Annotated in this window: 20 protein-coding genes, 1 pseudogene and 2 riboswitches; of the genes and pseudogenes, 20 read left to right on the top strand and 1 reads right to left on the bottom strand. The window is 43.2% G+C overall.

Going from position 1 to position 25,178, the window contains the following annotated elements:
- Window positions 1–48: 48 nt before the first annotated feature.
- From M3221_RS21250 to M3221_RS21180, 15 genes are all read left to right on the top strand, one after another.
- Window positions 49–996 (top strand): VOC family protein, encoded by a 948-nt coding sequence (locus M3221_RS21250; RefSeq protein ID WP_251273692.1) that lies wholly within the window; start codon window positions 49–51, stop codon window positions 994–996.
- A gap of 28 nt (window positions 997–1,024) precedes the next feature.
- On the top strand, window positions 1,025–2,131 hold the full coding sequence (locus tag M3221_RS21245; protein ID WP_251273691.1) for an alpha/beta hydrolase family protein: 1,107 nt from the start codon (window positions 1,025–1,027) through the stop codon (window positions 2,129–2,131).
- Between the two features lie 15 nt (window positions 2,132–2,146).
- Window positions 2,147–3,055 (top strand): fumarylacetoacetate hydrolase family protein, encoded by a 909-nt coding sequence (locus M3221_RS21240; RefSeq protein ID WP_251273690.1) that lies wholly within the window; start codon window positions 2,147–2,149, stop codon window positions 3,053–3,055.
- 18 nt (window positions 3,056–3,073) lie between these two features.
- Window positions 3,074–3,844 carry a cyclase family protein gene (locus tag M3221_RS21235; RefSeq protein WP_251273689.1) on the top strand — a complete coding sequence of 257 codons (771 nt, stop codon included), beginning with the start codon at window positions 3,074–3,076 and terminating at the stop codon, window positions 3,842–3,844.
- Window positions 3,845–3,856: 12 nt separating this feature from the next.
- Window positions 3,857–5,014 (top strand): FAD-dependent oxidoreductase, encoded by a 1,158-nt coding sequence (locus tag M3221_RS21230; protein WP_251273688.1) that lies wholly within the window; start codon window positions 3,857–3,859, stop codon window positions 5,012–5,014.
- Window positions 5,015–5,479: 465 nt separating this feature from the next.
- A complete protein-coding gene (gene tnpB, locus M3221_RS21225) occupies window positions 5,480–6,694 on the top strand; it encodes an IS200/IS605 family element RNA-guided endonuclease TnpB (protein WP_251273687.1) in 1,215 nt (404 codons plus the stop codon).
- Between the two features lie 550 nt (window positions 6,695–7,244).
- A riboswitch (cyclic di-GMP riboswitch) is annotated at window positions 7,245–7,328 on the top strand.
- Window positions 7,329–7,899: 571 nt separating this feature from the next.
- A complete protein-coding gene (locus M3221_RS21220; protein WP_251273686.1) occupies window positions 7,900–10,065 on the top strand; it encodes an NAD-dependent epimerase/dehydratase family protein in 2,166 nt (721 codons plus the stop codon).
- Window positions 10,055–10,951: a hypothetical protein gene (locus M3221_RS21215; RefSeq protein WP_251273685.1), complete on the top strand. Its 897-nt coding sequence runs from the start codon at window positions 10,055–10,057 to the stop codon at window positions 10,949–10,951. Before M3221_RS21220 ends, M3221_RS21215 begins: the two co-directional genes overlap by 11 nt.
- The gene (locus M3221_RS21210) at window positions 10,935–12,617 is read left to right on the top strand and encodes a DUF2194 domain-containing protein (protein WP_251273684.1); all 1,683 of its coding nucleotides are present in this window, start codon (window positions 10,935–10,937) and stop codon (window positions 12,615–12,617) included. The genes M3221_RS21215 and M3221_RS21210 overlap by 17 nt, the downstream gene beginning before the upstream one ends.
- Entirely contained in the window at window positions 12,614–14,056 is a 1,443-nt protein-coding gene (pelF, locus tag M3221_RS21205) for a GT4 family glycosyltransferase PelF (RefSeq protein WP_251273683.1), read from the top strand. The genes M3221_RS21210 and pelF overlap by 4 nt, the downstream gene beginning before the upstream one ends.
- Window positions 14,019–15,455 (top strand): exopolysaccharide Pel transporter PelG, encoded by a 1,437-nt coding sequence (pelG, locus tag M3221_RS21200; RefSeq protein WP_251273682.1) that lies wholly within the window; start codon window positions 14,019–14,021, stop codon window positions 15,453–15,455. Before pelF ends, pelG begins: the two co-directional genes overlap by 38 nt.
- A gap of 14 nt (window positions 15,456–15,469) precedes the next feature.
- Entirely contained in the window at window positions 15,470–17,212 is a 1,743-nt protein-coding gene (locus tag M3221_RS21195) for a CotH kinase family protein (RefSeq protein WP_251273681.1), read from the top strand.
- Window positions 17,209–17,907 (top strand): polyphosphate polymerase domain-containing protein, encoded by a 699-nt coding sequence (locus M3221_RS21190; RefSeq protein WP_251273680.1) that lies wholly within the window; start codon window positions 17,209–17,211, stop codon window positions 17,905–17,907. The genes M3221_RS21195 and M3221_RS21190 overlap by 4 nt, the downstream gene beginning before the upstream one ends.
- 13 nt (window positions 17,908–17,920) lie before the next feature.
- Window positions 17,921–18,601 carry a DUF4956 domain-containing protein gene (locus tag M3221_RS21185; protein WP_251273679.1) on the top strand — a complete coding sequence of 227 codons (681 nt, stop codon included), beginning with the start codon at window positions 17,921–17,923 and terminating at the stop codon, window positions 18,599–18,601.
- A gap of 75 nt (window positions 18,602–18,676) precedes the next feature.
- Window positions 18,677–18,768, top strand: a riboswitch (cyclic di-GMP riboswitch).
- Window positions 18,769–18,995: 227 nt separating this feature from the next.
- Window positions 18,996–19,292, top strand: a complete 297-nt coding sequence (locus M3221_RS21180; RefSeq protein ID WP_251273678.1) for a hypothetical protein — start codon at window positions 18,996–18,998, stop codon at window positions 19,290–19,292.
- 58 nt (window positions 19,293–19,350) lie between these two features.
- Here the strand turns inward: M3221_RS21180 and M3221_RS21175 are convergent, their stop codons facing one another.
- A complete protein-coding gene (locus M3221_RS21175; protein ID WP_251273677.1) occupies window positions 19,351–20,175 on the bottom strand; it encodes an endo alpha-1,4 polygalactosaminidase in 825 nt (274 codons plus the stop codon).
- A gap of 228 nt (window positions 20,176–20,403) precedes the next feature.
- On the opposite strand from M3221_RS21175, the pseudogene M3221_RS26910 reads away from it, so the two are divergent.
- From M3221_RS26910 to M3221_RS21155, 5 genes and pseudogenes are all read left to right on the top strand, one after another.
- Window positions 20,404–20,664, top strand: a pseudogene (locus M3221_RS26910) (helix-turn-helix domain-containing protein); the annotation flags it as partial.
- A 694-nt stretch (window positions 20,665–21,358) separates the two neighbouring features.
- Window positions 21,359–21,871: a MarR family winged helix-turn-helix transcriptional regulator gene (locus M3221_RS21170; protein WP_251273676.1), complete on the top strand. Its 513-nt coding sequence runs from the start codon at window positions 21,359–21,361 to the stop codon at window positions 21,869–21,871.
- Between the two features lie 36 nt (window positions 21,872–21,907).
- Window positions 21,908–23,353, top strand: coding sequence for an aryl-sulfate sulfotransferase (locus M3221_RS21165; protein WP_251273675.1), 1,446 nt, complete (start codon window positions 21,908–21,910; stop codon window positions 23,351–23,353).
- A gap of 16 nt (window positions 23,354–23,369) precedes the next feature.
- A complete protein-coding gene (locus tag M3221_RS21160) occupies window positions 23,370–24,377 on the top strand; it encodes an ABC transporter substrate-binding protein (RefSeq protein WP_251273674.1) in 1,008 nt (335 codons plus the stop codon).
- Between the two features lie 19 nt (window positions 24,378–24,396).
- Complete coding sequence (locus tag M3221_RS21155; protein WP_251273673.1) at window positions 24,397–25,167, top strand: ABC transporter ATP-binding protein; 771 nt, start codon at window positions 24,397–24,399, stop codon at window positions 25,165–25,167.
- Window positions 25,168–25,178: the final 11 nt, after the last annotated feature.

Below are 25,178 nucleotides of genomic sequence, written 5' to 3'. Positions count from 1 at the left end.
AATAAGCCGGTCGGTTTAGAGGAAAGCATATAATTGGAGGCGAAAAAAATGAATAAAAATCCGCATTTTATTTCTCATTTGGCACACGTTGAATTAATCACTCCAAAGCTGGAAGAATCAACAGAATTTTTTAAAGAAGTAATCGGTTTAGAAGAATCCGGAAGACAAGGAGACTCTGTTTATTTCCGTGCCTGGGGTGAACATTATCACCACAGCTTAAAGTTAACGGCTGGTCCGGAAGCAGGGTTGGGACACATTGGCTGGCGGGCAGACAGTCCGGCTGCTCTTGAAGAAGCAGTCGCTTATTTAGAAAGTACAGGAGCAGGCTGGGGCTGGATCGAGGGAGATCTTGGACATGGACGTGCTTATCGATTCGAGTCGCCGGATGGACATGTAGAAGAGATCTTCTGGGATGTCGAACTGTATGAAGCGCCAGATGCACTCCGGAGCAGATGGAAAAACCGTCCGCAGAAAAATCCGAAACGCGGTATTTCTCCACGCCGGATTGACCATATTACGCTTCACACAAACGATGTCACAAAAGACCGGGAGTTTTACCAGGGACTTGGCTTCCGCTATAACGAAGGCATTTTCTTAGATGCCGATGATCCGGCAAGCCCTGAAATTGGTGCCTGGCTCTCTGTTACAAATCTTTCTCATGATATCGCTTTCTTAAAAGGACATAACGGCAAAAGAGGCGGATTCAACCACCTATGCTATTCAGTTGAAAGCCGTGAAGAAGTGCTAATGGCTGCGGACCACATCATGGAAAGCGGTTACGAGCTGGCAATGGGCGGGCCTACACGCCATGCATTAGCAGAAGGCTTTTTCTTCTATGTGGATGAGCCGGGCGGGAACCGTTTTGAATTATATGCAGGGGCTCACCTCGTTTTTGAACCTGATTTCGGTCCATTTAAATGGAGCCTTGCCGAAAATCCAAATGATGCCTGGGGAAGAGAAATGCCGTGGGATGCAAAAGGAAAAGTGATCAAGTAAAAGAAATTGAATAAAGAGGTGTTCAAAGATGTGGCATTATTTTCCCGATAATTACATGTGGTCTTACCAGGTTGTCAGAATGATTAGCCAGACATATTTCGGCGGAGGAGAAACCAATGAAATTTTAGACGTTGCTAGCCGGATTAAAGTAGGGGATTATGAAAGCTTTCACTATGAGTGGGCGAAGCTTGCGAATAAAACATTAACAAAAGCCAATGATGCGATGGATCAAAACCATCTTGAAACCGCACGCGCCTCTTATTTGCGGGCAGCTAATTATTTCCGGACAGCTGAGTTTTTTCTGCAGCCGGATGATGAAAGAAAACTGCCAGTTTACGAGAAAGGCGTAGAAACGTTCCGGAAGGGTGCGGAGCTTTTGGCTAATCCGCCAAAAGCCGTAGAAATTCCATTTGAACACGCAGCCCTTCCAGGATACTATTTTGAAGCACCCGGCCAGGAAAAAGGGTCTCTCATGGTGATGTTTGGCGGGCTTGACTCTACAGCAGAAGAGTTATATTTCGGTCCAGCCCAGCTGCTGAATGAACGCGGCATTTCACTCCTGGCACTTGATGGCCCTGGCCAAGGTGGAGCACTGCGGCTTCATCACATTCACTCACGCCATGACTACAATACAGCGGGAACGGCAGCCTATGAATGGGCAGTGGAAAATCTTAATGTAGACCCTGACAGAATTGGCGTTATGGCGGTCTCAATGGGAGGCTACATGGCAGCGAGATGTGCTGCTTTTGAGCCCCGCTTTAAGGCGTGCGCTATCTGGGGAGCGGTATATGACTATAATGATGTCTGGGCAAAACGGCCGGATAATCACCCGCTCGCAAAAATTCTGCAGCATATTTTTGGTGTAGAAGGTATGCCGGCAGCAAGGGAAAAACTTCAACACTATAACCTGCGGGGCGTTGCGGAGAAAATTCAAGTACCAACGTATATTGTTCATGGCGAAGACGACCGGCAGAATGTCGTGGAAAACGCCTACAGTGTTTACAATGACCTGACATGTCCGCGCTGGCTGAAAATCATTCCGGCAAGCAGTCCAGGGTCTTCCCACTGTCAGGTAGACAATATTACGGAAACGTATGAAATGTATGACTGGCTAAAAGAACAGCTAATGAGCTAAGAAAGAGGGACATCTATGAAGTTCGTTACCTTTTTTCATCCAGATGGTCAGAAAAAAGCAGGATGGCTGAGCGGGGATTTTGTAATTGATATGAATGAAGCGTCTAACGGGCAGCTGCCGGACAACATGGCAGACTTTCTGGAAAATGCAGAAGAACATATGACTATTGTCAATGACATAAAAAATCAAGCCCATTTGCCGGCTTTTCCGGTAAAAGACACCCGTCTCGCTGCACCACTGCCAAACCCTAATAGTTTCCGTGATTTTGTGGCATTTGAAACGCATGTCAAAAATGCGACAAAACGCTCGGGTGATGAAGTTGCGCCGGAATGGTATGAGATGCCGATTTTCTACTTTTCCAATGCGAATGCAATGAAAGGACCGGGCGAACAGGTAAAGAGGCCCGATCGCTGCGAACGTCTTGATTACGAGCTGGAGCTGGCCTGTGTGATCGGAAAAAAAGGAATCAACATTAAGGCGGATGAGGCAGAAGAGCATATTTTCGGCTATACCATTTTAAATGACTGGTCTGCCCGGGATATCCAGATGAAAGAAATGAAAGTACTGCTGGGCCCGGCGAAGGGGAAGGATTTTGCGACCTCTATCGGTCCAAGTATCGTGACAAAAGATGAATTTGAATCTCTTAAATCAGGAAAAGGCTTTGATCTAGAAATGACCGCATCCATTAATGGAGAAGTCATCTCATCCGGGAATTTTAAAGACGTGTATTTTAGTTTTGCGGAGATGATCGAGCGTGCTTCTGAAGAAGTAGAATTACAGCCGGGAGATATCATTGGTTCGGGAACAGTTGGCTTCGGCTGCCTGATGGAAACAGGAGCTGAAGCATATCGATGGCTTGAGCCGGGCGACGATGTAGAACTTCAGATAGCAGGGATTGGCAGCCTTAAAAATAAAATAGTTTAAAATAAGGAGGCTTCTGAAGTGAAAATCATTGATTTAAGCGTCTCAATTGAAGAGGATTTAAAAGATCCTCTTCCTTTTTCTATTCGTTATGAAACACACGAAGAAGGAGCAGAATTCGGAGCAAAGCTGGCCGGTGTTGAACCGGATGATTTTCCGGAGAGAAAAGGACTGGCAGGGGATTTTTTGACCATAACGAGCCATGCGGGAACTCACGTAGATGCTCCCTGGCATTACTGGCCGACGTCTGAAGGGAAAAAAGCACGGACTATTGATGAAATGCCTCTGGAGTGGTTTTTCGGAAATGGTGTGGTTCTTGATTTTACGGACCGTCCAGCCGGCTACGCTGTTACCAGTAAAGATATTCAAGAAAAGCTTAGCCAGATGGATTATCGGCTGCAGCCATTTGATATTGTCATGATTCGCTGTGATGCAGATAAAAAACGGTATGACGCAGATTACAGTGAAATCCATGTAGGCGTTTCAGCCGAAGCGACACTTTGGCTGATTGAGCAGGGGATCCGGGTAATGGGAACAGATGGATGGGGCTGGGATACACCACTTGCTATCCAGGCAGCCGAATATAAGCAGAATCCGCGGCCTGGTGTACTGTGGGCAGCACACTATGCGGGGAAAGAAAAAGAATACTGCCAAATCGAAAAATTAGCTAACCTTGACCAGCTGCCGCCTTATGGTTTTAAAGTATCTGTACTGCCGGTCAAAATTAAAGGAGGCAGTGCCGGCTGGACACGTGCAGTAGCCATGATAGACGGACAAACAAACCAGGGATGAGGAGGTCAAATAATGACAAATGAACATGTAAAAAAAGTACTCATTGTTGGCGGAGGAATCAGTGGACTAACGGCGGCCATTGCTTTAGCAAAAAACGGCATAAGAGCTGAAATAGCAGAGAAAACATCAGAGTGGAATGTGTACGGAGTAGGGATTATTCAACCTCCAAATGCACTGAGAGCTCTTAATGAAATCGGGCTGGCAAAAGAGTGTATGAAGCAAGGATTCTCTTACTCAGGGTTTGATTATTATACAGCACAAGGGCATTTGCTAAACGATGGAGACTGCCCTACTATTGAAGGGTATCCGGGTGTAAACGGCATCTCGAGAAAAAAACTGCACAATATTTTATTAGATGCTGTTCACCAAACGGAAACCAAGATTTATATGGGAACAACGGTAAGCAGGATTGAACCTCTTCCTGAGGGAGTTTTTGTTGAGCTTAGCAACGGGATCTCCGGCCAGTATGATCTGCTTCTTGGTTCCGATGGTGCTAATTCTATTGTACGTAAAATGATATTTGGCGATGTGCCGCAGCAATATTGCGGACAAGGGGTATGGCGCTATACGCTTCCTCGTCCTAAAGATATAGCTAGAGGCCTTTTTTATTACGGCCGTAAAGCAAAAGCAGGTCTCGTCCCTATGTCTGACGATAAAATGTACTTGCTGGTCACCACACCTGAACCAGGAAATCCTAAAATGCCTGCTGATCAATTGCACACGTTGCTGAAAGAACGAATTTCTGAGTTTGGCGGCATTATCAAAGAGTATGCAGATCAAATAACGGATCCTTCACAAGTCGTATACCGGCCGATATTCAGCCACCTTATCCCTCAGCCCTGGTATAAAGGAAGAGTGCTGCTGGTTGGCGATGCAGCTCATGGAACAGCACCGCATTTAGGGCAGGGTGCTTCGCTTGCCATTGAAGATGTAATTGTGCTGGCTGAACTTTTAAAGAGAAATCTCTCTATAGAAAACACACTAGATCAATTTATGCAGGAACGGTTTGAACGAAGCAGGCTGATTGTTGAACATTCTGACCAGCTGGTGAAGTGGGAATTAGACGCATGGAAAGGGAACTTGCAGAAGGATGTCAATATAACCGATTATGTAAATGAAACATTAGCTGAAATGAATAAGCCTATTATTTCAAAGCTAAGCACCCTGTAAATTAATTTATTATTTAATGTGGACAATCCATATAAAATAGCAAACTGTAATTGAACAAAAAAATTAGCGCCTAACTCTCACTAAATTGAAGACTTTGATTTTTTGTTCAAGCGGGAACGTAGCGTTATAACGTTTACTTTTGGCTTAATCCATTCAAGAGAACAAACAATTTGTTTATAAGCAGAAGTATACCTAGTCAAAAGTACACCTAATCAAAAGTATGCTTTTGATTAGGTGTACTTTTGTTGATGTTAAATGAAATTCTTATTATATAAATATATGTTACGTATCTAAAGACAAGAAAAAGCACTACTCATTTATCATCTTCGGCGAGAACACCCCCACTTCAAGCTTGCTAAAGTGGGGGATGAATCGTTGCTCTCTCAGTCATTCTTTTTCCTTGAACGCTGTATTGCTAAAATGGTATAATTAGGTATAGAACAAATGTTCAGGTGGGTGAGAAAAATGATAATAACCAAAAAAGATGAAAAACAGAACCTTCATTTTAAAGCCTTTCGGTTTAAAATCCATCCAAGTGACGAGCAAAAACAACTGATTACCCAAACGATCGGCTGCTGCCGGTTTGTCTACAATTATATATTAAATGAAAACATCAAGAGTTTTGAAAAAACAAAAAAACGGTATACAGAAACAGCTGCTAAAAAGTTCCTCCCTGGGCTAAAAGAAACGTTCAAATGGTTGTCTGGTTCTGACAGTATTGCTCTTCAGGCAAGCATCGAATATCAGTACGAAGGATTCAAAAAATATAAGGAACAGCCGAAAAAAGAATTAAAAAAACGAGCCGCTAAAAAATGTGCAGAAGGCTATACGCCAACGGCGTATGACTTTAAGGGCCATCCGACATTCAAAAGTAAGAAAAACCCGGTCCAAAGCTACACAACCAAAATGACAAATAACAATATCAAAATCGTGGACAATCGCATTCAGCTGCCGAAACTCGGCTGGATTCGTTTTTCCAAGTCCCGAAACATTGAAGGCGACATCAAGCGTGTCACCGTGCGCCGCAGCAGTACCGGCCGGTATTCTATTTCGGTCATTTGCGAGATGCCTTATTCCCCGTACAAACCAAGCACCACGGATGCCGTTGGCATTGATCTGGGATTAAAAGAGTTTGCCGTGCTCTCCAATGGTGAATCCATTGCTAACCCGAAATACTACCAGAAATACGAAAAGCGATTAGCCTTTCTTCAGCGTGCGTTTGCGCGTAAAAAAGAAGGTTCGAAATCGTGGAAAAAAAATAAAGCCCAGATTGCTAAACTGCACGAAAAAATCAAACACACAAGAGAAGATTTTCTTCACAAGCTGACGACTAGACTCGTTCATGAAAACCAAGTGATCGCAGTGGAGAATTTGTCCGTGAAGAATCTCGTCCAAAACAAAAAGCTAAGCAAGGGGATTCACGATGCGTCATGGTCGAGGTTCAACGAAATGCTCGCTTACAAAGCAAAGTGGTACGGACGGACGATTATAAAAGTCGATCCGTTCTTCCCATCAAGCCAGCTCTGTTCCGGGTGTGGCCACCAGCATAAGGATGTAAAAGATCTCGCTGTCCGGGTGTGGGAGTGTCCATCCTGCGGCGTGCGTCACGACCGAGACCTGAATGCGAGCCTGAACATCAAAAGAGAAGCCCTTCGGCTTCTTTCACTTCAGTCTATTTAAGATTGGTCATAAAACCGTTGGAATACGGGGTTAGCCTGATTACTGGGGGTCGAAGATCCTCTTGCCCAGGAATCCCCCACTTCCACCGTCAGGTAAGTGGGTGGTAGTTCAATAGAGCAGTGCTTTTTCTTAATATTAGAACATCCAGAAATTAAAAATACCAAGTTTGCACTTCCTACTTCAAATTCTCACAGTTTTTATAAAAAGTTTAATTTTAAAGAAAATCAATGTATGACAAGAGGATAAGAAGGCATTCAAAGTAAATAACTTTAGATGACTTTATTAGAATGGTTAAAACAGGATATTAGACACATTTTCTTTAAGAATTATAAAAAAACGGGTACATTGTTAAAAAATGAGGCTGACTCAAAAGGTCGTTGATTACGACTCTTTTGAGTCAGTTTTTTGTTATTTATTTTTTTGGAAGACTATTCATCATTGCCATGCATGCGTAAGATTGAGTTTAAATACCTTAAGATATATGATTTGTTAAGGCAGTAAAATCTGTCATTTTGAACTAAAAATTGACAAAAAAGTACTACCTTTTTATTATATAGTAGAATGCAATGAACAATTTGCTGTAGATGGGCGCCTGGCAAATTGGGAGCGAGTGGCGCAACCGTTCATTTTAATGAACGGTTTTTTTTTTGCATTTCTAGTATATGGTTATACTGCTATAGAAAATATAAGGGGATTTTTGGATAAAAAGGTGGGTAGTGATAATGATGGCAAGCATAGATTTTAAAATAGATAGGAATTTTAGCCTGGACATTATATAATAAAAATATTGTTAAGGAAAAATAAGGTATAAAAGAATGTATTTATTTATCTTAAATAGCCTTTGAAAACATAGTTAAAATAGAAAAATTCATGTGTAAAGATAGATTTGTAGTCTTGCACTGCTAATTGTTCTTTATGTCAAAAGGGAAGTTTGAGGACGCGTGAAACATAAGAGATTTATATCATACGCCATGTTATCTACCGTCTGGATATGTCTCAATCTTGTAGGAAGAGACAGTATTGAGGTGTTTCTTTTTAAAAGGATCATAGCCGTGAAATCCATGTAATGCCCATCACATTATACTTTTTAGACAAATAATACTTTTTTCTTGCCTTTCAGTAGTATTTAAGAAATTTGTCACAATAGTTATATAGTGTTATCGATGAAAAAATGGAGAAAGATTCGACAGTAAGGAGAAGTGTGTATGAACGTACTGGTCACGGGCGGATATGGATTTATCGGCTCGTTTATTGCGGAACGCTTTTTTAAAGAAGACCATCGTGTGTTTATTATCGACAATTTATTTTCCGGAAGGAAAGAAAATATTGATTTTAAACACCGGTCATTTATTGGGGATGTCGCGGATGAAAAATGTGAGAGTTTTTTTAAAGCGCATTCGTTTGATGTAGTCATTCATTGTGCGGCGCAGACAAGCGTACAGCGATCAATTGAAAAGCCATTTGAAGATTCATCAACGAACATTCTTGGACTTATCAATATGCTGAATTTGTCGAAAAAGTACGGCGTTAAAACGTTTGTTTTCTGTTCATCAGCAGCAGTATATGGAGAAAACGTGTCATTGCCGCTGAAAGAAGAGGATAAGCTTGACCCGGTTTCACCATACGGCATTAACAAAATGAACGGGGAACTGTATTGCCGGAAGTGGGATGAGCTGTACGGGCTGTCATCACTTGTGTTCCGTTTTTCCAATGTATATGGCCCGCGACAGCATGTAAGTGCGGAAAGCGGTGTGGTTTCCATTTATACGACCAAGCTTTTAAAACAAGAAGCCATTACCGTTTTTGGAACCGGTGACCAGACACGTGACTTTATTTATGCTGGCGATGTGGCAGAGGCTGTGTATCGGGGTGTGATCAGCGGGCTGAGCGGTATTTACAACGTATCAAATAATACACAAACGAGTATTAATGAGCTGATTACGGCCCTAACGAATGGGAAGCGACAGCATTGGATTGACTTTCTTGACCCAAAAGAGGGGGACATTGCGTTTTCACAGCTGGACAATACGAGGCTGAAAAAAGATTTAGACTGGGTGCCGAAGTATTCACTGGAAGAGGGATTGAAAACCACGCTGGATTATTATGAAAACATGCCAGCTTCGGAACCAGTGAAGGAAAGAAAACCCCGTTCTACTTTGTGGGCAAGCCACTGGATGCACCTTGCGGAAAATATTGTGCTGTTTCTTATGTTTTATATACTTTCCATTATTGCAGTGCCGGCTTTAGAAGTAATAGATTTTTGGATGATTTACGTGCTGCTGGCAGCTCTCTTATTCGGCAAAACACAAGCTGTTTTCTCTTCCTTTCTAGCAATTGCTGTTTACGTAAATGAAGCCTTTAGCTCAGGAAGGGAACCCGTTTCTCTGTTTATGGATAATGAGTTGTTTGCTACGTTCACCATTTATTTGCTGATCGGGCTTATCGTCAGCTACGTTGTGGACCGGCGAAAAATCGAGCTGTTGTATACAAAGGATGAGCTGGCCTCCTCGCAGGCACAGTATTCGTTTTTATCATCTGTTTATGAAGAAACGCTTGAAATTAAAAACGAGTTGCAGCAGCAAATTTTACGTTCTGATAACGGAATCGGCCAGATTTACCAAGCAACCCGCTCATTAGACAGCCTTGAGCCAGAAGCCCTATTTGCCGGTTCGATTCACGTACTTGAACAAACATTAAAAGCGAAGCATTTTGCGCTGTATTCTATTGCGCCAAATGGATTTGCCCGTCTGGCTGCCAAATCAGGGGACCCATTGTTTATGCCGGGTGCATCCTTGAAAATAGAAGAAAATTCACTCATCAGTAGAGCAGTCAGTGAGAAGAAGCTCGGTTTTAACCATTCACTTTCACCGTCTGACCCGTTCTTTGTAGCGCCGATTGTGCAGCGGAACAAAGCGGTCGCTATGATTGTGTGCTACGATGTGTCGTTTCAGCAGCTGACATTGTCATTTCGAAACTTGGTCGATGTTGTGACGCGCCTTATCAGCGCGGCACTTGAACGCTCATCCAGTTATATTCAAGAAATCAACCATGAGCGGTACGTAGAAGAAACGACAGCACTTAAGCCGGCGTACTTTGCCCGGATTTTGGAGCAAAAACAGCAGGCAGCCGGAACGCTTCATATTCCGTATACATTACTTCAGGTCTATGGGGAGGAGCATGATAAAGAAAGATTACAGTCGATCGGAGCCACACTCCGGACAACAGATTATTTTGGTTTTACGGAAGAAGGAGAACTCCACATTATTTTATCAAATACAGAATCAAGCGACGCAGCACTAGTAGTAGACCGGCTCGGTAAAAAGGGCATTGATGCAGCCGTAATAGAGGAGGAATTATCTCATGTTGGCTAATGGGCTAACTGTATACTACGCCCTCGCACTCCTGTATAGCATTGTGTTGTTTATTCTGCGCCGGAAAGGGGCTACGCTTCAGGCAATGATTTTAATCAGCTGCCCCTTTTTGGGTGTTCTGGTTATTTTGGCTATGTTTAAAAAGCCGGCCCAAGAAGGAGAACTGCCGGAGTGGCTGTTAAGGCGTGAAGAATATGAGGATGTTTCCTTGCAAGCGCCAGACCGCGAACTGGAAACGAATATTATTCCGTTTCAAGATGCGCTTACGCTGAATGAAAACAATATAAAGCGTAAAACGCTGATCAGCTTGCTGAAAGAAGAATTTCTGCAGCAATCAGAAGCCTTGGCACTGGCGCTAAAAAGCGAAGATACCGAAACATCCCATTATGCAGCCACTGCTCTCCAGCAGGCGAAGAGCCATTTAATGAAAGAACTGAAGCGGCTGGAAGGAAAGCTACAGGAAGACAGCACTGGCCTTGAAACCATTCAACAATATGTAGACGTACTGAAACAGTCTATTCAAATGGAATTTCTTGACCAGAAAACGCGAAAAAAATATATGTATCTGTACTCTCAGGCACTGAGCCAGCTGCTGGCGCTTGACCCGTCAGACAGCCCGTTATATTACAATGAAAAAATCGCCACAGCGCTGGACCTAAAGGAGTTTCAGCAGGCACTGGAGATAGCGGAAGCGTTTCTGGAGCACTTTCCGCACCATGAGGACGCGTATTTTGCGGCGATGAATGTTCACTTTCACATGCGGAACAATGAAGCTTTTTTTCAGCTCGTGGATACAATTCGTTCGTCAAGTATACGCCTGTCGCCTGAGCGGCTGAACCAGCTGCGCTATTGGTTACAAGGTGGTTTATATGAACAAAAAATTTAAAATTGAGCGCAGCATATATGCGATGGGAACGTTTATTGCTGTTGTCGGCGTATTATTTTTAATCGCTCGTTCGGACGCGGTATTGAAGTTTCGTTATTTCAATGAACCACCTGAGCAGGGCGTACTGCAGCAGGAAGTGAAAGCAAGCCAGTATGTGCCTTCATATTTGCTTTTGACAGGTCCGGATCAGCCGGATCTTCAATATTCATTGAAAAACCGGCTGGAGCTGATGGGAAAAGACGTTGTCGTCCGGCCGATTTCCTCGATTAAATCAGAAGCGAACCTTGCGGGTTATGCTAGTGTAGTGGTAGCAACCGAGCAAATTGATCTGATAAAGGAAACGGATCTGCTGCTCCGATTTGTGAAAAACGGCGGTTCTCTCTTTTTAGCTGTCCGCCCGTCGCCTGGTCCGGCTTTGTCCGCTCTTTATCAGCCGCTTGGCTTAGTGGAAACTGGCTATTTCGTGGAAACATCCGGCATTGAGCTCGAGCAGCCATTTTTTGGAGAAAACGGAGGCACCTTTTTTGAATCAGAGACCATTATTAATTCATCGCTGTCTGTCCGGCTTTCAGGCGATGCCGAACTTTTCGCTTCTTCTTCATCCGGTATTCCGCTATTATGGAAAGCTTCATACGGGGAAGGGACGTTCATTATTTTTAACGGTACTATGTTCATGACCGTGGCAGACCAAGCATTGTTTGTGAAAGGCATTCAGCAGGCGTCTGAGCATGTAATTATGCCCATTGTTAATGCCCGCGTTACGGAGCTAAGCGGCTTTCCATTTTTGGTGCCCGATGGCAGGGATTTATCGCCTTCTTATACAAACCGTGATTATTACCGCACGGTTGTATGGCCAGAATTGCAGCGAATTGAATCAAAGTATGATTTAAATTACACCGCTTCCTATGCAGCGCCGGAAGATGCCGTACCTTCAGAAGGAGAGCCGTCTCGAGTGCTTGAAGATTTGCGATTGTATGGCCGTGAACTGCTACGTATGGGCGGTGAAATGGCAGTTCAGGAACCTGTATTCAAAACAGCTGATCAGTCGGCACGTTTCTACGAAGCCTCTGTTCAGCACATACAGGAAGCGTTGCCAGGTTATCCGGTCCGTTCGGCCGTAAGTTCATCTTTGGAAGCGAATGTAGATTTGATGGAGGATGTATCAGCGATGCTTGCACCAAATGCATACGTAAAAGAAATGAAAGAAACCATTGTACTGCCGAAGACGGTAGAAGGATTTGATCTGGACGATCATACAAAGTGGCGGCTGTTCAATGAAGTGGCCCTAAGTGGTTTTTATGCTCACTCCTTATTCCCATATCGCTTTTTTGAAGAAGGTCATGCAGAAGAACAGATGGCTGCTTTCTCTAATTTTCAGCAGTCGATTCACAATCAAATTCCGTGGATTCGATCGCTTCCCCTTTCAGAAGCGGGAGAAGCAGCGTATGCGTATATAAACAGTGACCTGTATGAGGAGCATAACGGTAATACGCTGACTTTCTACGCTACAACGATGAAAGAAAAAGCGCAGACATATTATTATTTTTCAACAAACCGGACTATTGCAGAAACAGAGAACTGTGAAGTAAAGAAAATCGGAAAAGACTTGTATTTAGTGGCGGCAGACCAGTTGACATTTTCTATCGTTCTAGGGGGATTACAGTGAAAATTTGCCTGATTTCAGAAGGCGCGTATCCGTATGTAACGGGAGGCGTATCAAGCTGGATTCAATCTATGATTTTAAATATGCCGGAACATGAGTTTATTATCTATTCCATTTCCGCAAAAGAAACCAAAGGCGCCGCATGGAAATATGAGAAGCCGCCCAATTCACTTGAAATGCACGACGTTTTTCTTGGCGCTTATGTGGATGAGAATATTCGAGCAGGCAAGCGCTACAACATAACCGAGGAAGAAAAAGAAGCATTTTTGTCCCTTATTGGCGGCAAAGAAACAAACTGGGATGTGCTTTTTCAGTTTTTCGTGAGTGGGCGGGTAGATTCCATTTTAAATTTCTTGGCAAGCAAAGATTTCTTTGATATTGTCCGGACACTTTGTGCAAACCGGTTTGTTCACGTGCCATTTACCGACATGTTCTGGGCGCTTCGTTCAATGGTGCTGCCTCTGTTTGTGTGCATTGACCAGAAAATGCCGGAAGCGGATTTGTATCACAGCGTCTCGACAGGATACGCCGGCGTGCTTGGTACGCTGGCGAAGCATCAGTACAATAAGCCTTTTGTGCTGACGGAGCACGGCATTTACACGCGAGAGCGGGAAGAGGAAATCATTAAAGCAGGTTGGATTAAAGGATACTTCAAAGACATTTGGATTGATTATTTTTACAAATTGTCCCAATGCGCGTATGAGCATGCTGACCGGGTGTCATCGCTCTTTGAAGGAAGCCGCCAGATCCAAATAGAGCTTGGCTGCCCGGCTGATAAAACGTCCACTATCGCTAATGGCATTGACGTCGGTAAATTTCATGTACAAAACCGTAAATTGAAAGAAACAGGCATTCATATCGGGGCAGTGGTCCGGGTGGTGCCAATTAAAGATATTAAAACAGTGATTCAGAGCTTTGCTATTGTACAGCAGGAAATAGAAGATGCCTACTTTTACATTATCGGGCCGTATGAGGAAGACGAAGAGTATTACGAAGAATGCGTCGAACTCGCCGAGAGCCTCAGCATTCGTAATCTCGTGTTTACAGGAGCTGTGAACGTACAGGAATATTTATCGTTTCTTGACATTATGGTGCTCTCAAGCATCAGTGAAGGGCAGCCGCTTGTAATTTTGGAAGGGCTGGCCATGGAAATTCCGTTTGTCTCTACCGATGTCGGCAGCTGTGCGGAGCTTTTGCTTGGCACCTACGACTCGTTCGGCCAGGCTGGAACGATTGTACCGGTAATGCACTTTCACTTAATGGCAAATGATATTGTTGCCCTTGCACGTGACCGGGAGCGCCGGCAGGAGTACGGGCGCAACGGACGGGAGCGGGTGACCTCGCTTTATACGCTGCCAGGCATGATAGAAAGATACAATCATTTATATGAGGAGGCGAAGCGCGATGGCGGGCATTGGCTTTCAGCTGAAACAACTGTATAACCAATCAAACTTTTTCGCACAGCTCCGTGCGTATGGCTATTCCACTGTGACGGCAGTCGGTCCAATGTTTTTAAGCATTTTGCTTATTACAGCAGCGCGGGAATGGCTTGTGCATTTAAATACGCCAAGTTCAGAAGTGAACCTATTTATGGCATCGGTGCAATATGCGTTTATTTTTTCGCAAATATTGACCGGCGGCTTTCTGTTCGTCATTTCCCGTTTTGTAGCCGACCAGACGTTTATGGAAAAAGAAGAAAATGTGCTGTCTTCCATGTACGGGGCAATTGGCATTGTGCTTTTGATCGGGTTTATCACCGCTGTGCTTTTTTACTGGTCATCTCCACTTCCTCTTCTGTTTAAATTTATTTCATACTTATTTTTTGCAGAATTGAATATCATTTGGATTTTATCCATGTATGTGTCCGCACTGAAAGATTACCGGAAAATCGTGAAAGGCTACTTGATCGGGATAACGGTGGCAGCACTCTTCATCTGGGCAGCGACCGGGCTGTTCGGAATGAAAACAGCGGCCTCGGTTTTCATCGGGCTTGATGTCGGATTTTTGCTTATTGCTGTTATGCTGATGCAGGATATTTTTGGTTTTTTCCAGTTGAACAACAAGCAATATTTTTACTTCTTAACATATATGGAGAAATATCCGTTTTTGTTTTTTATAGGCTTGTTTTATTACGCTGGCCTGTATGGACATAACCTAGCAATCTGGCTTGGAGAGCGAAGAGTCATTGTGGCAGATACGTTTGTCATGGCGCCTTACTATGACACGCCGGTCTTTTACGCATATTTGAGCGTGCTGCCTGCCTTAGTTTTATTTATGGTCACGCTTGAGACAACGTTTTATACGACATATAAAAAATATTACGGACGCATTTTAAATGGGTTTCCGCTGCAGGACATTGAAAGTGCTAAGCAGGAAATGTATCGGACACTGCGCATTGAAATTCTGTTTCTAGCACAAGTACAGCTTCTTGTCACATTCGTATTTTTGTTTATCGGCGTCCGCTTTTTGCCGTTTCTAGGTTTAACGCAGGATCAGATTGATATTTTTATGGTCGTAGTGCTTGGCAGCTGGTTTTTAAGCTTAATGATCACTTTCTTTCTGCTTTTGCTTTATTTTGATGAGCGGAAAGCCGCTTTTTTCTTAACCGGTCTTTATGCCTTACTCAGCTTTTTCGGAACCATTTTGTTCAGCGGGCAGTTTGGCCTGCACGGAGCAGGCATGTTCACAGCGGCAGTGCTGAGCTTTATGTACGGGAGCCGGCTGCTGATCAGGCAGCTCAATAACATTGACTATTCGACATTTTGTTATCAGCCGATTATCTACAAAGAAAAAACCACAAGAACAGAACAGTTTTTGCGTAAAGTCGGCAGCCTCGATTGAAAGGAGCAGTTTAAATGAAAAGGCCGCCTTATTTAAAAACATCGATTGGGATCGGCGTGTTGTTTATTATTTTGATGTTTTTACAGTCCTGGCTTGAGAAGCAGCCGGAAGCCCTGACTGCTTCAAGCGAGCCTGAGACTCAAACGGAAGCCACCGCTGTCCAGCCGTCGGAGCGGTTAGTAGAAGACAAACGTGTGTACGAAGGACATAACGGAACAAACCTTGAACACGTATATATTACGATTTTTGACCAGTCAGCTGTGCCAGAAAACGATATTACATTTTATGACTTAAATGAATCTTATAAGCAGTACAGCAACCTTGATTCGGGGCCAAAACTTGATATCCTGTTTCAAACGGGAACAGCAAAAGGCCCATCAGACAACGGATTTATTTCTTTTGGTACGGACAAGCCGAATGCGACGATTGAGCTGCGCGGCCGTTCAAGCCGTCTGGAAGCACAGAAGTCCTATAAAATCCGTCTTCAAGACAATGGCGGCCTCTGGTACGGGCAGAGTGTCATTAATTTAAATAAGCATGCAGATGACCGGACAAGAGTACGGAATATGCTGGCGTTTGATTATTTCCGCCGCATTCCAGACCTGATCAGTTTACGGACAAATTTCGTCCAGCTGCATGTGAAAGATTTGACGGATCCTTCTTCAGAAGGCAAGTTTAAGAGCTACGGCTTGTACACGCATGTCGAACAGCTGAATGAAGAAGCGCTGGCAGCGAGAGGGCTGAATCCGGACGGCCATCTGTACAAAGCGGAAAATTTTGAGTTTTACCGTTATCCGGACCAGCTAAATCATCAAAATGATCCTAATTATGACAAAAAAAAGTTTGAACAAGTGCTGAAAATAAACGGAAATGAGAACCATGATGAGCTTCTGCAAATGCTGGATGACATTAATGATTTGTCAAAACCGTTTGATGAGGTATTTGATACGTATTTTCAAGAAGATAACTATTTAACATGGCTTGCGGTCAATATTTTATTTGGCAATTATGATACGATGTCGACGAATTATTATTTGTACAGTCCGCTGAATTCGAAGAAATGGTATTTCATCCCTTGGGATTTTGATAAAGCACTCGGCCGTGATGCAGAGCGGACAGACGGTCTTCCACAGTGGCAGCAGGGCATTCAGCGCTATTGGGGCACAGTGCTGCACCGGCGGTATTTGCGTGATCCAGAGAACGCGGCCGCTTTAACCGCAAAAATAGAAGAACTTTCGGCAATTATTACGGAAAAAACAACCAAAGAACTGATTGATTCGTATTATCCGGTTGTAAAACAGCTCGCACTACAGGAGCCGGATTTATCTTATCTAGGCATTGAAGCATCAGAATTTGATCCGGCCTACCGGAAGCTTGAACAGGTTACATCCCGCTACAAAGAGCAGTACATGAAATCTCTTGAAGTGCCGATGCCTATCTTTCTTCATTATGAGCGGAAAAATGGGCGCGATGTCTTTACGTGGGAAGCGTCGCATGACTTGCAAAATGACAAGTTGTCTTATGAATTTCAGCTAAGCAAAACACCTGGATTTGAGTCATTGATTATGCAAATAAAAGAGCAGCCGGACTTTACGTACAACATGGCGGCCTTACCTGCAGGACGCTACTACTGGCGAGTTCTAGTGCATGATGACAAAGGCCATGAACAAATCCCGTTTGATTACTACCGCGACAATGCTGGCATTGTGTATTGGGGCGTACAGCAAATTGTCGTGCCGGGAGGCAGCTCTTCGTGAAAAAGTTTCGCCATGAATTGAAGTTTTATATTACAGAGCGGGATTATGAATTGATGCGTGAAAAAATTGGCCTGCTTTTGCCGCAGGATCAATACTCAGTTGATGAGCGCGGCTATTTGATCCGCAGCTTGTATTTCGACAATGTGCATGACCATGACTTGATTCAAAAAAACAATGGCGTGTTCCGGCGCAAAAAATTTCGGATCCGCACATACAATTATTCGGATTCTGTCATCCGGCTTGAGAAAAAAAGCCGGCAGGGGGAATACATCTTAAAATCTTCTGTCCCTATTACGCGCAGTGAATACACGCGGCTTCTTGAGTGGGATTATGCGTTTTTGCAGGAAAAAGAAGGCCCGCTTTACCAGGAGTTTTATTATTATTTAAACAGTTATTATATGAAGCCGCGTGTAATTGTGGATTATGTGCGTGAAGCGTATGTCGGGCCGATGAGCAATATCCGGATTACGTTTGACAAAGAATTAAGCTTTGTAACGAATACCATTGATTTGTTTGATCAGAGTGGTGTATCGGAAGAAGTGCTCGACTACCCGAAAACAATTCTTGAAGTAAAGTACGATGAATTTCTGCCGGATTATATACGGCAGGTGCTTCAGCTTGATTCGCACAACCGATCTGCCATTTCCAAATATGTGCACTGCCGTATGGCCTCAATCCGCTATCACGGTATATGAAAGAGTGATAAAGATGAATGAGACAACTAATTTCAATGATATTTTAAAGAAAAACTTTTTAAATGATTTTATGTTCGGGAATCTATCGATTATTGACATCCTGCTTGGGCTATTGACGGCATTTATTGCCGGCGCATTTATTTACTTTGTTTACAAGTCTACCTATAAAGGGGTGCTTTACAGCCCGAGTTTTAATGCGACACTGCTTGTTATGACGATGATTACATGCTTGGTTATCATGACCATCAGCACTAATGTGGTTCTGTCGCTCGGCATGGTCGGCGCACTGAGCATTGTGCGTTTCCGTACGGCCATTAAAGACCCGCTTGATGTTGTGTTTATGTTTTGGGCCATTGCTGCCGGGATTTCAAGCGGAGCTGGGCTATACTTTTTAACGTTTGTCGGCGCTGGGGTGATCGGCGGTGTACTTATTATTTTATCCCGCAAAAAACACGCGGATACACTGTATTTGCTTGTTATTCACTACACAGAAGAAGCGGCAGATGATGTGAGGAAGGAACTGCAAAAGCTTGACCATACACTGAAATCAAAAATTGTGCGCAAAAATGTGATTGAGCAAACCTCAGAGATACGGCTGAAAATTGATAATACAGCTTTTATGAGCCGTCTCAATGAAGTTGAAGGTGTACGTGATGTGTCATTGGTCCAATATAATGGTGATTATGCAGTATAATGAAAAGCAGGACAAGGATTTTATTCAGTAGGGCATATCATCAAAATACGTTACACTGAAAGTGGCAGCACAAAACTGTCATAAGGGCAAATCTATCGAAAGGTAGAGACGCAAAGCCTCAGGTCTACGACATGATACATGCATGTTATAATGGCCAGGTTACTGTGGTAATTCCTGGTTAAAGGAATCACCGTAAAGGAGAGCGAAGTCTGTGCACAAGCGTATTGTGTCGATGTTTATTGTGTTGCTGCTCACTATAGCAGCTGCTGGTAGATCAGGTAAACACGGACATTGTCTCAAAAGCCTTGGACGGCGTATTTCTTGATACGGTTGATGACATTATTATCTGCATAAACGTGATGAAGAACAGAGCGTATTCAGAGCAGCATATGAAGTGCTTTTGGTTGAAATAAAAAAGAAAGACAGCTCGCTTTTGCTTATCCAAAATCGCGGTTTTGATACGCTAAAAGCAGGGTCCCAACCATTTGTTGACGCGCTGCTGTGGGAAAGCTTCAATTACAGCAAACTGAAAGACAGTAGCTGGGGGCAAAAATGGATTCAATACTTGGCGGAAAAGGGTCGGACAAAAGAATTTGCTGTCTTTTCCACTGTTTCCGGTAAAGAAAGTGCCAGGTATAGCAAGAGATTTAAGTTTACGAGCTTCACAAAAGTGGACGGTTCATATAACTAACAGGCAAAGGCATCTCTTAAGCTGACGGTTTTAGCTCAGAGATGCTTTTTTGATTTCATTACTGATATGTATCTCCTGTCCGCATAAAAGCAGGAAAGCGGTCGCGTCTGCTTTGTTGAAGGCTCGCATCGTCTGAAACAACTGTAAATACACGCACCTGGCCGAAACGCTGCTCTTTTTTGAAGTACTCCCGCCAATTTTGAGCCCAATCGCTTTTTTCTATATCCTGTTTGTCGAACCCTTCCCAAAGGATGCCCTCAACTTTTTTGCGAGAAACAGCTTTGTAGGATTCAAACCCTCGGTTTTGGATAATCAGCAAATCAGGGTAAGCGGATTTAACCTCGTCAAGAAGCTGTTTGTAGCCAGCCTGCATCGCTTTTTTGGCAGCCAGATCATCACGGAAATAATAATCGAGGTCATCTACGGTATCAAAAAAGATGCCATCCATTTGCTTTTCAACAATTTCAGTGCTGATTTTATGCATCAGGACATCACGGTAATGCGGTTCGCTAATGTTCATCACATATGTATCCCAATCCGGCACATAAAGCCGTTCGCCTTCCTGTAACCAATAATCGGAGGGGGCAACGTGCTGTTTCAATTCTTCATTCCAGTTTTCCAGCTGCATTAAGCTGACATAGCCGAACAGCATCACGTTTTTTTTCCGCAAAAACGAAAGATCCTCTTTTGTAAAAGCAGTCGGCTCGATGATAGCCGCATCCTGCTGTGCAAGATCTTCCAATTTTTCCTGGTCAGGACGTCCATAAAAAATGTGAAAAGAATCTACCCGGAAAAGCGTTCCATAAAAAAACATCGTCATCAATCCTTTTAACAGAAAATAGGCAGCAGTAGCAACTGCCAAACCAATAAGCCATTTTTTCACGTCATGTCCCCCTTATGTAAGTGTATTTTTATAATTTTTGGCGAGAACATTCCAACTTCAAGCTTGCTAAGTGAGGGGATGAATCGCTGCTCTTTCAGTCATTCTTTTTCTTTGAAAACTCCAATATCAAAGTAGTATAATTAGACATAGAACAAATGTTTCGGTTGTGGAGAAAATAACAAAAGCCAAAAAGATGAAGAAAAGAGCCTTCATTTTAAAGCCTGTCGGTTTAAAATCCATCCAAGTGAAGAGCAAAAACAAATCATTAACCAAACGATCGGCTGCTGCCGGCTTGTCTACAATTATATATTAAACGAAAACATCAGGAGTTTCGAAAAAACAAAAAAACGGTATACAGAAACAGCCGCCAAAAAGCTTCTCCCTGGGCTGAAAAAACGTTCAAATGGCTATCTGGTCCTGACAGTATTGTCCAATCTGCTCTCTCATAATTGTTTTTTTTGTCTTTTTAAATCGTACTTTCTTTATTAACGCTGCTCCCCAGCTGGGAATGAAAGGTACCAAAGACAGCTGCTAAATGATAATGTCTGTACCGAGTCATTTCACGCTATTTTCTAAAAAAAAGCAGTAAAAGGGTGATCCATATTAGTCATATATAATATGGATCACTATTTATTTTTTGGATCTAGGTCCTGATAATGTGAACCTCTCCAACTAATTATGAAGCAGTTTGAAGGGGTCTTCTCATTTCTTTAATACAAAAGGTGATGGCTAAGGTTCTAACACCAGGGAAAATAGCTGTCCAACTAGCTCAAAATAAACGATCTTTGAAACAGCAAATTATTTAGCCGCAGGAATAAGAAGCACCGTTTAAGCTTATAGTCAGTCATGCTCATTAGTACATTGAAGAAGCCCTTGAGGCTATATGGATTCTTCTGTGAACAGATCTTATTTGTTAAAAGGGTATGTTGTTTGAATCAAAAAGCGGCCTTGTTCTTTAAATAAAAAATAATATTTCTTACAATTCTTACTTGACTTATTGGAATTAAGGGAATAAGATATGAACATCAAATCGTTTAGCCTTCATTCTTTTAGCGTTAAAATAAATTTAAGGGCTGATTGGGCATCCAAAGGCACCTTATACAGTTTAAAACATTCTTCAAGCTGAATGTTGAACTGTGTAAGGTGCCTTTTTTCATACCCATTCAGCCTGGAGAGGGGGAGCATGGAAAACATTGATATGGAATTGCTCGAAGAAGCGGATTGGTTATTTCGCAAAATGGTTCGCAAGTTCATCAAAGAACGCGACAAAATCACGATCGAAGGTGTGATGCTTCCCGGGTTTTTAATTTTAAAAAAGATTATTCAAGATGGTGAGCAGCGGTTAACGGATTTAGCTGTAGAGCTAGACCTTACCTCGGGAGCCATCACCGCTATTTGCGACAAATTGGAAAGCAGAGGGTTTGCCGCCCGCAAACGCCATAAAGAAGACAGGCGAATGGTCTTGCTGGATGTAACGGATGAGGGGAGAGCATTCTTAAACCGAAATAGTGATATCGGGGCAAACCTTATTTCCATTCTGTTCGGCGGATTTTCAACTGAAGAAATCCGCTTGCAAATCCAATTGTATTCGCGCTTAATCAATAATTTAGAAGGACTGTCAGGAGAAATCATGTCGTTAGAAAAAGAAAGCAAAAAAGCTTCGTCTATTCAAAACAATCGTTTTTTAAGTTATTAGATCATCTATTATCGATATAAAAAGGAGAGGGAACATATGGGACTTCCAACAATTCATCCGACAGGGGCAACGATTTATTCGCCAGAAAAAGCATGGAGCGGCTATACCATTTTTCAAGCTCCTGGCCTCGGTGCTTTATTAATTGATATGAACGGAAAAGAAGTTCACTTGTGGAAAGGTCTTCGCGGTTTTCCAAATAAGATTTTTCCAGGCGGATATGTGCTGGGTCATACATTTAACCGGGATCCGGAGCATGGGTTTCAGGATGAAGGGGATCTTGTACAAGTAGATTTTGAAGGGAATATCGTCTGGAAATTTGATAAGCATGAATTCATTACAGACCCGGGACATGAAGGAAGATGGCTCGCACGTGCACACCATGACTATCAGCGCGAAGGAAATCCAGTTGGCTACTATGCACCGGGACAAAGTCCAAAAACAGATGCAGGAAATACACTTATTTTGGCACACCGTAATGTCCATAAGCCTGAGATTTCAAAGTATGAGCTGCTGGACGATGTTATTTTGGAAGTAGACTGGGAAGGAAACATCGTATGGGAATGGTCATTCAGCGACCACTTTGACGAACTCCAGTTTGATGATGAAGCAAAAAAAGTGATTTATGAAGAGCCGAATCGCCGCTTTTTCGGAAATGAGTCAGGCGACTGGCTGCATATCAATTCGATTTCGGCAGTAGGGCCAAACCGTCATTATGATGCAGGGGATGAAAGATTCCATCCTGACAATATTATTTGGGATGCACGGGAAGCTAATATTATCGGCATCACGGATAAGCGTACCGGCAAAATTGTATGGCAGATTGGACCTGACTATTCAACACCTGAACTCGAGCATCTGGGATGGATTATCGGACAGCATCATGCCCATATTATTCCGAAAGGCCTGCCGGGCGAAGGCAATGTATTAGTATTTGACAATGGCGGATGGGGCGGATACGGCGCACCAAATCCGGCATCACCAAACGGCAACAAAAATGCTGCGCGCGATCATTCCCGCGTGTTGGAAATCGACCCAGTTACCCTTGAAATTGTATGGCAGTATACGGGACTTGAGGCAAACTTCCAGGTACCAACAGATTCGTTCCGTTTCTACAGTCCGTATATCAGTTCTGCCCAGCGTTTAGAAAATGGCAATACCCTCATTACAGAAGGGGCAAATGGCCGTATTTTTGAAGTGAATGCCGAGCATGAAATTGTGTGGGAGTACATCTCGCCTTACAAAAATCCTCGTAATTCAAACATGGTTTACCGTGCTTACCGGGTTCCTTATAACTGGGTGCCGCAGCTTGAAAAACCGGAAGAAGTAGCGATTGAGCCTTTAAATATTGAAACATTCCGCGTGCCGAATGCTGCCCCGGGAGGAACGGATTCTGTCGTTGAAGTAAAAGGGGCACAAACGATTGGTGAGGGAGCATTATGTGTAGCACGGTACGATGAAACGCTGGAAGAGCAGAATAACTGATACTGGAGGAACGGCAATGAAACGATTATACGGACTGCTGGTTTTTAGTCTGGTGTTCTCTCTCTTTTTAGCGGGCTGCTCTAACAACAGTACAACAGGAGCAGAAGGTGAAGAAACAGCAAAAATACGTATCGGGATTGATACAGCAGCAGGCGGCTCCCTGCAGATCCGCGCCGCAAATGCAGAAGGCTATTTTAAAGATCATCAAATTGATCCGTCCCTTTCCAACTTTGCATATGGGATTGACACAATCAATGCATTATTAACAGAACAAACAGACACGGGCCTGGCAGCTGATTATGCCTTGCTGAATTCATTAAACCGCGGTGACTTAGTCGTGCTTTCATCGTTAACGCACAGCACACCGGAAACGATCAAACAGTCGGAAATTTTAGCTGTAGATGGCATTGATGAGCCGTCACAGTTAAAAGGGAAGAAAATTGGCGTCGCCAAAGGAACTGTTTTTGAATATCACTGGGCGAAATATTTGGAACATTTAGAAATTAAAGAAGAGGATATCGAGTATGTACCGTACAGTACACCGGACGAAGCCCTTGTCGGTGTGAAAAAAGGTGATATTGACGCTGTATTGGCAAGCGGCGCACTGCTTGAAAAGTTCAAGGCCATTGATGGCGTCCATAAAATTGATGATCTTTCTTCTATTGATATTTCGGTGAGCAGCTACTTAGTGGCGAACAAAAAGTTTGCGGAAGAAAATCAGCAGGTGATCGTGAATTTGCTAAAAGCGATCAAAGAAGGCATTGCTTACGTTAAAGACAATCCGGACGGTACCGCAGAAATCGCTTATAAAGAATTAAAAGTGAAGAAGGAAGATACGTTAAGGGATTTGGAGCGGTCCAATTACACGCTTGAATTTAAGCAGGAAGATTTGGACCATTTATCAGACATGAAGCAATGGCTTCTTGATCGAAACTTGCTAAAGCAAGATTATGACCTGGAAGAAAAACTGTTCTTGGAACCTTTGCGCGAGGCATATCCAGAGTCTGTAACGTACGAAAAGTAAAGATTGGAGGAATCGCTCTATGGCAGTGATACAAGAAGAAAGCCCCTCTATCGTAATTAGAGGGCTTTCTAAAACATTTGTAGAGGACACATCAGAGACGGCTTATGTATTAAAAGATGTTGACCTGACAATAAAGCAGGGTGGATTTTATGTTCTGCTGGGCCCAAGCGGGTGCGGAAAATCAACACTTCTCAATATTATTGCCGGGTTTTTGGATCAAACTGATGGCCAGCTTGATATACATGGGGCGGACTCCAATTACGCTGCAAACCGGGGATTTGTCTTTCAATCGGCAGATTCCGCATTATTTCCATGGCTGACCGTAGAAGAAAATGTGGAATTTGGACTAAAAATAAAAAAAGTTCCTTTAAAAGAAAGAAAACAGATGGCTCAGTCTTATATTGAACTTGCCGGACTTTCGGGACACCATCATAAGTTTCCAAGCGAAATTTCGGGAGGAATGAAACAGCGTGTACAGTTAGCACGTGTCCTGGCAAACAACCCGGATATTTTATTGATGGATGAACCGTTCGGTGCATTAGATGCCATGACAAGACGGACCATGCAGAAGGAATTGATCAGGATTTGGCAGGAAACGAATAAGACCGTCATTTTTGTGACGCATGATATTCAGGAAGCATTGATGCTCGGCCAGCGCATTGGCCTTATGTCAGTCGGCCCTTCATCGAAAATCACGGATACGTATGACATTAACCTGCCGTATCCGCGTGAAATCACAAGCCCGGATTTCAATCATTACTATCAAATCGTCCAGTCGCATTTTGACTGAGGAGGTCATGA

The organism is Domibacillus indicus (assembly GCF_023715895.1).
In the GTDB taxonomy this organism is placed as follows: domain Bacteria; phylum Bacillota; class Bacilli; order Bacillales; family Domibacillaceae; genus Domibacillus; species Domibacillus indicus_A.
Note: the sequence above shows the minus strand (reverse complement) of the source record. Positions and strands in the feature narration are given on the sequence as shown.

Excerpts from the sequence above, each read along its gene's own strand:
- M3221_RS21170 (WP_251273676.1), top strand. The coding sequence starts at position 21,359 with ATGGAAAACATTGATATGGAATTGCTCGAAGAAGCGGATTGGTTATTT.
- M3221_RS21155 (WP_251273673.1), top strand. The coding sequence starts at position 24,397 with ATGGCAGTGATACAAGAAGAAAGCCCCTCTATCGTAATTAGAGGGCTT.
- M3221_RS21165 (WP_251273675.1), top strand. The coding sequence starts at position 21,908 with ATGGGACTTCCAACAATTCATCCGACAGGGGCAACGATTTATTCGCCA.
- M3221_RS21245 (WP_251273691.1), top strand. The coding sequence starts at position 1,025 with ATGTGGCATTATTTTCCCGATAATTACATGTGGTCTTACCAGGTTGTC.
- tnpB (WP_251273687.1), top strand. The coding sequence starts at position 5,480 with ATGATAATAACCAAAAAAGATGAAAAACAGAACCTTCATTTTAAAGCC.
- M3221_RS21230 (WP_251273688.1), top strand. The coding sequence starts at position 3,857 with ATGACAAATGAACATGTAAAAAAAGTACTCATTGTTGGCGGAGGAATC.
- M3221_RS21185 (WP_251273679.1), top strand. The coding sequence starts at position 17,921 with ATGAATGAGACAACTAATTTCAATGATATTTTAAAGAAAAACTTTTTA.
- pelG (WP_251273682.1), top strand. The coding sequence starts at position 14,019 with ATGGCGGGCATTGGCTTTCAGCTGAAACAACTGTATAACCAATCAAAC.
- M3221_RS21160 (WP_251273674.1), top strand. The coding sequence starts at position 23,370 with ATGAAACGATTATACGGACTGCTGGTTTTTAGTCTGGTGTTCTCTCTC.
- M3221_RS21250 (WP_251273692.1), top strand. The coding sequence starts at position 49 with ATGAATAAAAATCCGCATTTTATTTCTCATTTGGCACACGTTGAATTA.
- M3221_RS21195 (WP_251273681.1), top strand. The coding sequence starts at position 15,470 with ATGAAAAGGCCGCCTTATTTAAAAACATCGATTGGGATCGGCGTGTTG.
- M3221_RS21240 (WP_251273690.1), top strand. The coding sequence starts at position 2,147 with ATGAAGTTCGTTACCTTTTTTCATCCAGATGGTCAGAAAAAAGCAGGA.
- M3221_RS21215 (WP_251273685.1), top strand. The coding sequence starts at position 10,055 with ATGTTGGCTAATGGGCTAACTGTATACTACGCCCTCGCACTCCTGTAT.
- M3221_RS21210 (WP_251273684.1), top strand. The coding sequence starts at position 10,935 with ATGAACAAAAAATTTAAAATTGAGCGCAGCATATATGCGATGGGAACG.
- M3221_RS21220 (WP_251273686.1), top strand. The coding sequence starts at position 7,900 with ATGAACGTACTGGTCACGGGCGGATATGGATTTATCGGCTCGTTTATT.